14 protein-coding genes are annotated in these 12,367 nt (G+C 65.1%); 4 read left to right on the forward strand and 10 right to left on the reverse strand.

The window, feature by feature from the left end; translation table 11 throughout:
* Positions 1–69: 69 nt before the first annotated feature.
* Together EP237_RS02510 and EP237_RS02515 are read right to left on the reverse strand one after the other, a co-directional pair.
* Positions 70–738 carry a DUF2927 domain-containing protein gene (locus EP237_RS02510; RefSeq protein WP_127557734.1) on the reverse strand — a complete coding sequence of 223 codons (669 nt, stop codon included), beginning with the start codon at positions 736–738 and terminating at the stop codon, positions 70–72.
* 90 nt (positions 739–828) lie between these two features.
* The gene (locus EP237_RS02515; RefSeq protein WP_127557736.1) at positions 829–1,458 is read right to left on the reverse strand and encodes a LysE family translocator; all 630 of its coding nucleotides are present in this window, start codon (positions 1,456–1,458) and stop codon (positions 829–831) included.
* A 339-nt stretch (positions 1,459–1,797) separates the two neighbouring features.
* Between EP237_RS02515 and EP237_RS23020 the strand changes: the two genes are divergently transcribed.
* Positions 1,798–1,956, forward strand: coding sequence for a hypothetical protein (locus EP237_RS23020; protein ID WP_164744595.1), 159 nt, complete (start codon positions 1,798–1,800; stop codon positions 1,954–1,956).
* A 5-nt stretch (positions 1,957–1,961) separates the two neighbouring features.
* On the opposite strand, the gene EP237_RS02520 is transcribed toward EP237_RS23020, so the two are convergent.
* The 4 genes from EP237_RS02520 to EP237_RS02535 are packed head-to-tail and all read right to left on the reverse strand — an operon-like array spanning position 1,962 to position 5,956.
* Complete coding sequence (locus tag EP237_RS02520; RefSeq protein WP_127557738.1) at positions 1,962–2,435, reverse strand: DUF2269 family protein; 474 nt, start codon at positions 2,433–2,435, stop codon at positions 1,962–1,964.
* Complete coding sequence (locus tag EP237_RS02525; RefSeq protein ID WP_127557740.1) at positions 2,435–3,718, reverse strand: DoxX-like family protein; 1,284 nt, start codon at positions 3,716–3,718, stop codon at positions 2,435–2,437. The genes EP237_RS02520 and EP237_RS02525 overlap by 1 nt, the downstream gene beginning before the upstream one ends.
* On the reverse strand, positions 3,715–4,584 hold the full coding sequence (locus EP237_RS02530; protein ID WP_127557743.1) for an S-methyl-5'-thioadenosine phosphorylase: 870 nt from the start codon (positions 4,582–4,584) through the stop codon (positions 3,715–3,717). The genes EP237_RS02525 and EP237_RS02530 overlap by 4 nt, the downstream gene beginning before the upstream one ends.
* Positions 4,585–4,639: 55 nt before the next feature.
* Positions 4,640–5,956 (reverse strand): serine hydroxymethyltransferase, encoded by a 1,317-nt coding sequence (locus EP237_RS02535; protein WP_127557745.1) that lies wholly within the window; start codon positions 5,954–5,956, stop codon positions 4,640–4,642.
* Between the two features lie 73 nt (positions 5,957–6,029).
* Between EP237_RS02535 and EP237_RS02540 the strand changes: the two genes are divergently transcribed.
* Positions 6,030–6,956: a LysR family transcriptional regulator gene (locus tag EP237_RS02540; RefSeq protein WP_240661454.1), complete on the forward strand. Its 927-nt coding sequence runs from the start codon at positions 6,030–6,032 to the stop codon at positions 6,954–6,956.
* On the opposite strand, the gene EP237_RS02545 is transcribed toward EP237_RS02540, so the two are convergent.
* Positions 6,931–7,536, reverse strand: a complete 606-nt coding sequence (locus EP237_RS02545; RefSeq protein ID WP_127557747.1) for a flavin reductase family protein — start codon at positions 7,534–7,536, stop codon at positions 6,931–6,933. The two genes, EP237_RS02540 and EP237_RS02545, sit on opposite strands and share 26 nt — an antisense overlap.
* 85 nt (positions 7,537–7,621) lie before the next feature.
* Between EP237_RS02545 and EP237_RS02550 the strand changes: the two genes are divergently transcribed.
* Positions 7,622–8,098 carry a GNAT family N-acetyltransferase gene (locus EP237_RS02550; RefSeq protein ID WP_127557749.1) on the forward strand — a complete coding sequence of 159 codons (477 nt, stop codon included), beginning with the start codon at positions 7,622–7,624 and terminating at the stop codon, positions 8,096–8,098.
* Positions 8,099–8,237: 139 nt separating this feature from the next.
* On the opposite strand, the gene EP237_RS02555 is transcribed toward EP237_RS02550, so the two are convergent.
* A complete protein-coding gene (locus EP237_RS02555) occupies positions 8,238–9,164 on the reverse strand; it encodes a hypothetical protein (protein ID WP_127557751.1) in 927 nt (308 codons plus the stop codon).
* 97 nt (positions 9,165–9,261) lie between these two features.
* Complete coding sequence (gene ptsP, locus EP237_RS02560) at positions 9,262–11,505, reverse strand: phosphoenolpyruvate--protein phosphotransferase (protein WP_127557753.1); 2,244 nt, start codon at positions 11,503–11,505, stop codon at positions 9,262–9,264.
* A 224-nt stretch (positions 11,506–11,729) separates the two neighbouring features.
* Between ptsP and EP237_RS23025 the strand changes: the two genes are divergently transcribed.
* Positions 11,730–11,900 (forward strand): hypothetical protein, encoded by a 171-nt coding sequence (locus EP237_RS23025; protein ID WP_164744596.1) that lies wholly within the window; start codon positions 11,730–11,732, stop codon positions 11,898–11,900.
* A 39-nt stretch (positions 11,901–11,939) separates the two neighbouring features.
* On the opposite strand, the gene EP237_RS02565 is transcribed toward EP237_RS23025, so the two are convergent.
* Positions 11,940–12,367 (reverse strand): ACT domain-containing protein (locus EP237_RS02565; protein WP_127557755.1); only part of this gene is annotated, 428 nt, incomplete at its 5' end.

Here is a 12,367-nt window from a genome sequence, read left to right on the forward strand (position 1 = left end):
CTTTCATGGCTAGGGGTCAGCGCGTCCCAACATAGCGGCCAGCGGGGCAGGGCGCAGCCCTTTTCGCGGTCACAACCGCGGGTAATGTCGCCGCAGGGCCTCGGCATCCTGCCCGCGCAGCCAGACCACGGCATTGGAGTTCTCGTTGAAGATCGAGTCCGGGTAGGCGGGCGACTGGATGTCCGTGGGCAGGCCAAGCGACTGCACCAGTTCTTCTAGGACCACGCTGGCGACCTCTCGCCGCTGGATGTCGCGTGAAATGGCGATTGCCGCTTCCTGGATCTCCCCGCCACGCGACCGGATCGCCACGCGCCCGATGGACAGCTCTGAGCCGTCCAGCTCGGCGTTGCCGGTGCCCGCGATGATACCGTCTTGCGGCGTGTCCAGCAGGTAGAGCGATATGTCGGGCTCGCCCTCGTAGATGCGTTCCAGTACCAGATAGGCCCCGGCGGCGTTGATCTGCGCAATCGCCCGGTCGATGGCCTCATCCACAAGGCCGAGCTTGTAGGTCGGAAAGCCCGGGTCGATCTGCGCGATGCCCACGGTCAGCGAGACGCGCCGTTCCTCGGACCAACGGATCTCGGGCTTGCCGCAGGGGCCACCGGGTGGGGCGGCGCAGGCCACCAGCCGGTAGAAGGCTTCATCGGACAGGCGGCGCGGCACGGTGATGAACTCCTGCGCCACGGCCATGGTGGGCAGGACAATAAGGGCCGCAAGAAGGGTCAGGCGCAGGCTCATGGGCAAAGGGATGCCGCAAGTCGATCGTTCGGGCAAGCGACGCCGATACGATCTCTTTGACGCTGTTGCGGCGCGGACTCGCCCTTTTGGTCAGGCGGCGCGGCGCAGACTGGCGGTCAGCACGCCCATGCCGATCAGCGTCACCCCGCCCGCGCGGGTCAGCCAGGCGATGGTGCCAGGCCGGGCGATGCGGCTGCGCAACTGATCGGCCAGCAGCGCATAGGCCAGCGCATTGAGGGCGGCCAGCGTCACGAAGGTGGCGATCAGGATAGCGAATTGCGGGATCAACGGCTGCTCGGGGCGCAGGAACTGGGGGACGAAGGCGATGAAAAAGGCGATGGATTTCGGATTGAGCGCCGTGACCGCTGCGTTATGGCCAAAGACCCGCGCGGGCGTGATCCGGTGGGTTTCCGGCAATTCGGTCAGGGTTGCGCCCCCCGCCGAGCGGATCAGCTTGATCCCGAGCCAGATCAGGTAGACCGCGCCCACCCATTTCAGCGCCGTGAACAGCGTGGCTGAGGCCAGCACCAGCGCACCAAGCCCCAGAAGCGAGGCCGTCATCGCGATGAAATCCCCAAGCGCCACCCCGCTGGCCGAGGCAACGGCGACCTTGCGCCCCTGGCTCAGCGCATAGGACAGCACCAGCAAGACCGTCGGGCCGGGAATGATCAGAAGGGCGGTAGAGGCGGCGACAAAGGCCAGCCAGAGATCGAGGGACATGGGACAGCTCGCATTGGGGTGGTCCGGTTCAGCAATCCCCGGCCCGCTGCAAGAGTCAAGACGGGCGCCGCCATGGTCCGGCAGCGCCCGCATGGGAGGAGAGCTGGATCAGCTCTTGGATTCGTTGAAATAGCGATAGAGGGATCGCGGCAGCCAGTTCAGATGCGGTTTGCGCCAGTTCATCTGGTCCTTGCACAGGATCTCTCGGGCTTGAAGAAGGTTCATAGGGACAATCCTTTTTCTTGTTATTAACGTTTTCAGCGCGCTAAGATCGCGATGACTGCATATGCTTTGTATATACATTGCATAGACAAAAATCAAGAGGGACGGTGGGGACGCGTGCCAAAAAACAAAGACAAGAAGAAGGACAGTCAGTTGATCCTGCGGCTCGACAAGGATGAGCGGGATGAATTCGTCGCCCTTTGCAAAGAGATGGACACAAGCGCGGCGCGCGAAATCCGGCATTTCATCCGCCGGTTCATCAAGGACAACAGCTAGGTCGCTTACCAAAGCGCCGGGCGCGACACCATCAGCCAAAAGACCCCCGCCAACGCCGCGAAGGCGGGCCAGCCAAGCGCGAACCAGATGCGGTAGAGACGGCGTGCGTCGTCGGGCAGGGGCGCGCCCGTGGCCAGTGCCGCGCCCGCCAGGTCACGAATGCGGATTTGCAGGTGCACCACCGGCGCCCAACAGATGAACGCCAGCACGTAGAGCGCGTAGGTTGCCAACAACCAAGGCTCCACAAACGAATAGCCGGCGATGTAGATCAGCCACAGCCCGGTCAGCGGCTGAGCGATGCCCGCTGGCGTGGTGAACAGCCAATCGGCCCAGACCACGCCGGAGGCCACGGAATGCACCGTCTCCACCTTGCCTGTCCGCATCGCCCAGACCATCTGGAACGCGGTGCCGATCCCGGTGCCGAACAGAACAGTGGATGACAGGATATGCAGCCAGAGGGCCAGAAGGTAGGGGTCCATCAGCGTTCTTCCTCCAGCACGAGGAAGAGCCAGATCAGCATCAGGATCGGCAGGTTCTTCAGCAGCCCGCCAAGCGGCAGCAGCCACAGGTCCGGCGACAGCACCGTGAAGGCCGCTGTGTAGGCCACGACCAGCCCCAGTTGCAGCCAGCCAAGCAGTTTCAGCCGCCACGCCGCCGCCAAAAGCACCGCCAACGCCAGATCCGCCACCCCGCCCGCCCGCGCCAGCACGATCAGCACCGGGTCCGACAGCATGCCCTCGGGGATCATCGGCAGGAAGCTTTGCGATGGCAGGAAGAGGCCCAACAGCCCCGAGACCAGCCAAAGCAGGATCAGCACCAGCCGAAGCGCAGGTTTCATCAGGTAGAGCCGTGCGTGCCACAGATCGGCGGTGCCAGCGGGGCGGGCGGCCATGAACCGGGAAAATCCACGCGGATGCGCGGCTTCGGGCAGGCGCTCCAGCAGCGGCGCCTCCTGCGCCTCCACACCAGTGGCCAACTGGTCCAAAGCGGTGGTGGAAATCGGCCCGAAACTCAGCACATCCCCCACCCGCGCCAGCCCGCGCGCCAGAACCCGTGGCATCCGTAGCAGGGGCACCGGGCGCAGCCCCAGCCACCGCCGCATGGACTGCAACATTTGGGCCTGCGTCACCCGTTCCGGCCCGCCGATCTCATGCGCGCCGGGGCCGGGGCGATCCGCCAGACAGGCCAGGATGACCTTCGCCAGATCGGTGGCATGGATCGGGTTGAACACCTGCTCGCCCTTGCCCACCACGGGCGTCACCAGCGGCAACGCCGCCAGCCCTCGTGCCAGGGCCGAACCGCCATAGGCGCTGTCGGCCAGCACCAAACCGGGCCGCAGGTTGGTGACGCGGTGCCGGTCCGCCAGCGCCTCGCCCTGCCGCCGATAAAGCGCAAAGGGCGTCTCCGCCTCCAACCCCACGGCAGAGATCAGCAGCGCCCGGCAGCCTTCCGGCATTGCTTGATAGACGGCCTTGGGGGCCAGCACATGCACGCCCTGAAACGCGTCCTCGCTGCCGGTCAGCAACCCCGCCGCGTTTACCACATATTGGCAGCCCTTCAGATGCGGGGCCCAGAAGGCGGGGTCATGAGTTTCGGGGCGGCTCAGATCGGCGGCAATGGTCTCGAACCCCATCTGGTCGAGCGCCCGCACCCGCCGGGCGGAGGCCAGCACTGTCCAGCCTTCGGCGCGCAGGTGAAAGGCGATGTGGCGGCCGATGAACCCATCCGCCCCCAGAAGCAGGATTTTTCGCGCGCGGCTCACAGCACCCGGCCAGCGATGGCGGACAGCTTCTCCACCATCGCCGGATCGCGTTTGTCCGGCGCGGTCAGGATCGCATACTCCAATGCCCGGTCGCAGCCATGCGGGCAGAGCGTGCGGTCGGTCCCCAGAAGCGCGGGCAACCTGCCCACCAACGCCTTGGCCTTCCCGGCATTTCCCGTCAGCGTGGCGATGATCTGGCCGATATCGACCTCTCCATGATCGGGATGCCAGCTGTCATAGTCGGTGATCATGGCGACGGAGGCATAGCAAAGCTCCGCCTCGCGGGCCAGTTTCGCCTCGGGCATGTTGGTCATGCCGATCACATCGCAGCCCCAGCTTTCTCGATACATCTTCGATTCCGCCAGGCTGCTGAATTGCGGACCTTCCATCGCCAGATAGGTGCCGCCGTCATGCACGGTGATGCCCGCATCGATGGCCGCCGTCACGCAGGCCGCACCAAGCCGCGGGCAGGTCGGGTGCGCCACGCTGACATGGCCCACAAGCCCCGGGCCGAAAAAGGTTTTTTCCCGCGCGAAGGTGCGGTCGATGAACTGGTCCACGACCACGAAATCACCCGGCGCCATTTCCTCGCGGAACGACCCGCAGGCGGACACGCTGATCACGTCGGTCACGCCCATGCGCTTCAGCGCGTCGATATTGGCCCGATAGGGCACGGTGGAGGGCGTATGCACATGGCCGCGCCCGTGGCGGGGCAGGAAGACCATCTTCACCCCGTCGAGCACGCCGGTCAGAAGCTGATCGGACGGCGTCCCGAAGGGGCTTTCCACCGTCACCCATTCCGCACCCTCCAGCCCCTCGATCTCGTAGACGCCCGAGCCGCCGATTACCCCGATCACCGTGTCCATGAATGCCCCCGTCACTGGTCTGTCGGGGGCACCCTAGCGGCGTGGGGCTTCGGTCTCAATTCACGAAATGCAGCCGGTCGAAGCTTTGCCGCCAGTCCGAGACCTCAGCGGCGAGGGATGCCGGATCATTGGACCGCAATGCCCGAGAAATAAGCGCCGCCAGACGCGGCGCATCCTCTGCCGTCATGCCCCACCGGACCAGTTCCGGCGTGCCGATGCGCAGCCCGTTCATGTCGCCCTCGACCGGGGCAATCGGCAGCCCGATGCCACAGGCCAGGAACCCCGCCTGCCGCAGCGTCTTGGATGCTGCCTGCCCGCCGCCGAAGCCCTTGGCCTCGATAGCGAACTGGTGCGAGTGCGTGTAGCCGCCCGCGCCCCGGAAGACGGGCAGGCCCTCTCCTGCCAGCGCCTCGGCCAGCGCCTGCGCCATGCGGATCATCTCGCCCGCATAGGCCCGGCCATGGTCGCGCCAGTCCAGCAGGGTGACGGCCAGCGCCGCCGATTTGGCCACGTCGAAATTCGCGGTCATGCCGGGGAAGGCGATGTGATCGAGCTTTTCGGCCAGATCGGCCTCGTTCGTCACGATCAGCCCGCCCGCGGGGCCACCGAGGCTCTTGTAGGTCGACATCGTCATCAGATGCGCGCCTTCGGCCAGCGGGTCTTTCCACGCCTTGCCCGCGATGATCCCGCATTGATGGGCCGCGTCGAAAAGGAGTTTCGCGCCCACCTCGTCCGCCACCTTGCGGACCTCGGCCACCGGGTGTTCGAAGAGGTTGAGGCTCGCCCCGATCGTAATGAGCCTGGGGTTTTCCGCCAGCGCCAGTTTGCGCAAGCCGTCGACGTCCACTGTATAGCCATCCGCATGGACCGGCGCGGGCAGGATGCGCAACCCGTAGAGTCCGGCACAGCCCAGTTCATGGTGCGTGACATGGCCCCCCACGGCGGCGGGCGGGGCGATGATCGTGTCGCCCGGCTTGCAGGTCGCCATGAAGGCGTAGAGGTTGGAAATCGCGCCCGAGGGCACCCGGATTTCGGCGTATTTCGCGTTGAAGACCTCGGCTGCAAGCTCCGCCGCGATAACTTCGATTTCCTCGATCGCCTCCAGCCCCATTTCATACTTGTCGCCGGGATAGCCAAGCGACGGGCGGCTGCCCATGCCGCTGGCCAGAAGCGCCTCGGCCTTTGGGTTCATCACGTTAGTGGCGGGGTTGAGGTTGAAGCAGTCGCGTTCATGGATGTGGCGGTTGGCCTCGGCCAGGGCCTCGATCCGGGCGCTGATTGCGCTGCTGTCTTCGGTGGCGGTGTGGGTGGCGATGCGCTGGATCAGGTCTTCGCAGGCGTCGGGCACCCAAGCGCGGCGGGCGAGTGTCATGTGGGGTCTCCTCATCTGGTTGCGCCGATCATGCGGGCCAAGGGGGTGACAGGGCAAACCAGATTTCCTATTCTTGAGTTTAGAAAAACTAGGGGTAGTTGAAATAGCTGTTGCGCCACCGCGCCCGAAAGGGCCTGCTCTCAATGCGTTACGCGCGTTTGAAGCCGCCGCGCGGCTTGGCTCTTTCGCGGCGGCGGCGGAGGAATTGTCGGTGACGCCCGGCGCGATTTCCCAGCATATCAAGGCGGTGGAGGCCTGGTCGGGCGTGGCCCTGTTCCGTCGTCGCGCGCAGGGGGTGGAACTGACCGAGGCCGGGCGGCAGGTGGCCCCAGTGCTGGCGGGGGCGTTCGATGGGATCGGCGAGGCGACGCGGATGATCCGCGAAATGAAACCCCGCGCCACGCTGACGATCGCGGCGCTGCCGAGCGTGGCGCAGCTCTGGCTCTATCCCCGGCTGGCCGCGATCCGGGCGGCCTTGCCGGGGGTGCGGCTGTCGATCACGGCGCTGGAGAGCCCGCCAAACCTGCGGCGGGATCTTTTCGACCTGAGCCTTTTTCCGCGCGACGCGGGAGACTGCCCCGAGGGGGTGGCGCTGGCCCCCGACGAGATTTTCCCGGTCGCGTCCCCGAAGGTGGCGGCGCGGGTGCGATCCGCGGGCGATCTTGGCACCGAAACCTTACTGAATGATGAAAGCTGGTCCTCCGACTGGCCCGATTGGGCCGCGAAAGAGGGCGTTGCCTTGCCCGACCTCGCCGATGCGCCGCGCTTTTCGCTCTACAGCCTTGCGGTGGCGGAGGCCGAGGCGGGGGCGGGCGTTCTGATGGGGCATGGCTTCCTGCTGGAACGCCAAATGGCTGAGGGAACACTTGTCCCCCTATATACGCGCCGCCACCCGACGGGCCGCGTTCTGATGCTGGACAGGCCAGCGCGGGCCAAGGGTGACCTCGCCCGGCTTATCGCCTTGTTATCAGGCGCTATTCCTGAGGCCGCTTCAGGCTGAACAGCTCCGTCACCCGGGTGAAATCCCGATATCCGAGCCGCCCCACAGGCTGGAAGGTCCGCACGTCGAATATGCCGTCGACAAGGCAATCGTCGCGCATGTGAATGCCGATCACCTCGCCGAACACGACCGTATTCGCCTCGCCCTCGATCTTCACGATCTGGGTCAGGCGGCATTCCATATTGGCGGGCGCGGCGGCGACGCGGGGACAGTCGATCATCTTGCACTCGGCCTTTTCGATCCCCGCATCGGTGAACTCGTCCACCCCCTTGTCCCAGGGGCCGGAGGTCTGGTTCATCACCTGCGCCATCTCGTAAGCCACGACATTCACACAGAAAACCCCGGTCTCGACGATATTGGCGACGCTGTCTTTCACGCCATCCCGGTCATGCTTTCCGGAGGTGCAGGAAAACATCACCTGCGGCGGGGTATAGGCCACGCCGTTGAAGAAGGAATAGGGGGCGAGATTGTCGTAACCCTCTGACGATCTTGTGGAAATCCAGCCGATGGGGCGCGGCGTGATCAGCGCGTTGAACGGGTTGTGGGGCAGGCCGTGGCCGTTCTTGGGTTCATAGAACATCGCGCAATCCTTGTTGATCCGTTTGGCAACGACCTAGCGCCGTGCTAGGGCCGGTTCCAGAAGAAAATCGGGACGGATCGGGCGGGTGTACCAGTTCGGGCAGGAAAATTCGGAAGACCATTGGGAGGTCGAGGCGCTGTACGACCTGTGCTTTGCACCGGGGCGCGAGGCGCTGTCCTCCTACCGGCTGCGCGATGGTGTGCCGCCGGTGGCGCGGCTCTGCCGGGTGGCGCGTGATCCCGAAAATATCCTAGCAGGCGCAATACGTTACTGGCCGGTGCATGTAGGGGCGCAGGACGCGTTGCTGCTTGGTCCCGTTGCCGTGCATCCGACCCGTCAGGGAGAAGGGTTGGGCGGCGCGCTGATGCAGGATAGCCTGTCGATCGCCTGGGACCTCGGCTGGCCACGGGTGCTGCTGGTCGGGGATGCGCCCTATTACAGCCGCTTCGGGTTTTCCCGGCTGGAGGGGGTGGAAATGCCGCCACCCACCAACCCTGACCGCGTTCTGGGGATCGGGGATTGGGACGGGATCACCGGGCCCGTGACGGCCTGGACGGGCTGAAAAAAGGGGGGCGCCCCCCGTACACCCCTTGTGCACCCCCCGTACACCGGGCGTGCAGACAAAACGGGGACTCCGCCGATGCTGCCGAAACGGAAAAAGGGCGGGATGACCCGCCCTCTTGTTGGGATGTGCAGTGAGATTACCGGCTGGCCGTCCAGTTATAGGTGCCGCCTGACCATGTGAACGTACCGGTGATCTGGTTGCCGTTGACCCGACCGGTATAGGTCTGCGTGACATTGGGCCGCTCGAAATAGAGCTGACCGGTCGCGGCATTGTAGGAGACGTCGGTGATCGGCTCCTGGCTGCCGAAGTTGATATTGCCGGTCAGCGTGCTGCCGCCGATCGGGGTGATGGTCAGCGTGCCCCGATACCCGTTGGCATTGATATTCCACGTCCCCGCTACGTTGACTCCGGGGGTGCCGGTGCCGGTGCCGGTCGTCGGGGGCTGCGGCTGACCCGTGCCGCCGCCCGCATAGCCGCTGCCGGAGCCATAGTTCGAATAGGGGTTGGAGCAGTCGGCGGTATCCGTGCCCCAGGCGCAGTAGCCAAGCCCGTTGGGCTCGTCGCAATCGCCATCATTTGTGTAGGGGCAGGGGTTCATCAGACCGCCGCCGCCGCCCGTGACGGGGGGCGTGTAGCCACCGCCACCCCCGGAATAGCCGCTGCCGGATCCGTAGTTGGAATAGGGGCTGGAACAATCTGCGGTATCCGTGCCCCAGGCACAGAGGCCAAGCCCGTTGGGTTCGTCGCAATCGCCGTCATTAGTGTAGGGGCAGGGGTTCATCAGCCCGCCAGAGGAGACCGGCGGCGTATAGCCACCGCTGCCGGGAGGGATGTAGCGCCCGCTGCCGAAATTGGAGTAGGGGTTGGAGCAGTCGGCGGTATCGGTGCCCCAGGCGCAATAGCCAAGCCCGTTGGGCTCGTCGCAATCGCCGTCATTGGTATAGGGACAGGGGTTCATCTGGGCCTGGGCCGGGGATGACATCGACAGGATCGTCACACCCAGAACGGTCAGGAATGCACGGGGCGCGGTCGCCCAGACAGGCTTGGTCTCTATCCTCTGCATGGTCTTTCTCCTCATAGGCACGATTGCAATGAGGATACGCAATAGTTGGCATATGCAAATTGATCTCGGTCAATACCGCCGATTGCACCCTGTGCGGTCAGCCCACCCGCTTCAGCCAGTCCATCACCGCAGGCCGCACCGATTGCGCGCCCTGGGCCTGGGCCTCGTTGATGATGGCACGTGCCTCGCGCAGATCCACGCGCCTGAGCAGGGATTTCACCGGCCCGATGGATGCGGGCCGCATGGACAGCGCCCTCAGCCCCATGGCGGCGAAACACAGCGCCTCCACCGGGCGGCCTGCATCCTCGCCGCAGAAGCTGAGCGGTGTGCCGGTGTCGGTGCAGCGGTCGACGATCTGGCCGAGGAAGGTCAGGAAGCTGACATTGAGCGTATCGTAGCGCCTGCGCACCCGTTCGTTTTCGCGGTCGGCGGCGAAGAAGAACTGTTTCAGGTCATTGCCGCCGATCGAGATGAAATCGGCCATCTCGAAAAACTGCCGGGGCGCGAAGGCCAGCGAGGGCGTTTCCAGCATTGCGCCGATTTCGACGCTTTCGGGCAACGGGTGGCCAAGCGCCGCCTCACGGTCCAGTTCGCGCAGCAGATGGTCACGGGCGGCGGTGAATTCCTCGAATTGGGCGATGAAGGGGAACATCACGGTCAGGGGCCTGCCATTCGCGGCCCGGATCAGCGCCTGAAGCTGCATGCGCATGACGCCGGGCTTGTCCAGCCCCAGCCGGATCGCCCGCCACCCGAGCGCCGGGTTGGGCTCGTCCTGCGGTTTCATATAGGGCAGCACCTTGTCCGACCCGATATCAAGCGTGCGGAAGCAAACCCGCTTGCCGCCCGCCGCATCCATCACGCGCGCATAGAGTGCGGCCAGTTCGCCCCGCTTGGGGACCGTGCTGCGGGTCAGGAATTGCAGTTCGGTTCGAAACAGGCCCACGCCTTCCGCCCCGGAAGAGGGCAGCGAGGGCAGGTCGGCCATCAGGCCCGCATTCATGGTCAGCGCAATATGCGCGCCGTCCAGCGTCTCGGCGGGCTTGTCGCGGATCGAGGCGTAGCGTTCCTGCGCCGCCGTGCGCATGGCGATCTTGTCGCGGAAGGCGTTGGCGACGGTTTCCTCGGGGCGCAGGTGAACCACCCCTGCATCGCCATCGACAAGGATCGTGTCGCCGTTCAGCGCCTCTTGCGTGATCCGCCCCGCATGGACGATCAGCGGAATGGCCAGCGCGCGGGCGACAATGGCGGCGTGACTCGCGACGGAGCCTTCCTCCAGCACCACACCGCGTAGCGAGCGGCCGTAGTCCAGCAGTTCGGCAGGGCCGATATTGCGCGCCACCAGAACCGGATTTTCCGGCATCTGCGCGCCAGTGTCGGCCCCCTGACCGGTCAGCTGCCGCAGCAGGCGGTTGGACAGGTCGTCGAGGTCATGAAGGCGTTCACGCAGATACGCGTCGGGCACCGTCTGCATCCTTGCGCGGGCGGTGGATTGTTCCTTTTCGACGGCGGCCTCGGCAGACAGGCCGCGTTCGATGTCTTCCTCCATCCGCCGCATCCAGCCACGGGAATTGGCGAACATGCGATAGGCCTGTAGCACCTCGATCTGTTCGGCATCGCCCTTGGGGGCGTTGGACAGCATCTGGTCGACCGACATGCGCAGCTTGTCCACCGCCTCGTTCAGGCGCTTGCGTTCCTCGGCGGGGTCGTCGGCAATCGGGTTGGTGATCACCACGCGCGGTTCGTGCAGCCAGACCTTGCCCTCGGCCGCGCCTTCCTGCCCGATGCCGCCATGGAACACGACCGATTGCTGGTGGCGGGCGGACATCGCCTCGCCCTCGCCCACGAAGGCGCCAAGCTCGGTCATCTCGGCAAGCACCATGGCCACGACCTCTATGGCGTAAAGCTCGTCATCGGTGAAGCTGCGGGCCTCTTTCGACTGGATGACCAGCACGCCCAGTTTCTCGCCAAGCCGCTGGATGGGCACGCCAAGGAAGGAGGTGAACGCCTCCTCCCCGGTTTCGGGCATGTAGCGGAAGCCGGGTTCGGCGGGGGCATTGTCGGTGTTGACGGGGCGCATGCGGCTGGCGACGCGGCCCACAAGGCCCTCGCCCACACGCAGGCGCGTGACGTGCACGGCTTCCTGCGCGAGGCCCTCGGTGGCGCAAAGCTCCAGCGTGATGGCATCGCGGAACAGGTAGATCGAGCACACCTCACAGCCAAGCGAATCGGCAATGATATGGGTGATCCGGTCCAGCCGTTCCTGACCGGCGCCGGCCTCGGCCAGCGTCGCCTGCAAGCGGCGCAGGAGCTTGCGGCTCTCGGTTTCTGTCCTTTCGGGCATCTTGCCTTATCCCTGGATCCCTGTCGGGCGTTCTGCCCCCAATTCAGCAATAGCGCGCGGGGCGGGGGCGGCGCAACGTAAGAGAGGTTAATCCGGCACATCTTACGGCAATCGGCGGATTGTTGTGCGATTGGCACGGATATTCACGTGGATGCGAGAGTTTTTGAACCCGATGCCGTGGTCATCCGACCCATGGATATCAAGCCGATTGCTGGAGATCAGACATGAAAACCATTACCCTCATCGCCGCCCTGAGCATCGCGTTGCCGATGGCCCTGACCTCACCTGCAATCGCTGATACAAGCAACGTCAGTGGTTTGGACCTTGGATCTAGCCGTGTGATGCAGCCCGGTGGACGCAATGTTAGCGGAATGGATCTCGGATCGGGGAGGTAACCCCCCCGGATCGACTCGCGCGCTGCCAGCGGGCGTAGCTTAGCCCGCCTTTTCCAGCTCAAACGCGTCGTGGAGCGCCTGAACGGCCAGTTCCATGTATTTGCGGTCGATGAGGACCGAGACCTTGATCTCGGAGGTGGTGATCACCTTGATATTGATGTTCTCGTCGCGCAGGGCCTGGAACATGCGGGCGGCCACACCGGCGTGGCTGCGCATGCCGATGCCGACGATCGAGACCTTGGCGACATTGGTGTCGGAGATCAGATCGTGGAAGTTGATCTCGCCCCGCTCTTTCGCGGCATTCATCGCCGCCTCTGCCCGCGCCACCTGGTTGGTGGGGCAGGAGAAGGTCATGTCGGTGCGGCCCTCTTCCGAGATGTTCTGCACGATCATGCCCACGTTCACCCCCGCCTCGGCCAGAGTCGCCTGCAAGCGGCGCAGTAGCTTGCGGCTCTCGGTTTCTGTCC

It is taken from the genome of Nioella ostreopsis, from assembly GCF_004000255.1.
GTDB classification, from domain to species: Bacteria; Pseudomonadota; Alphaproteobacteria; order Rhodobacterales; family Rhodobacteraceae; genus Nioella; species Nioella ostreopsis.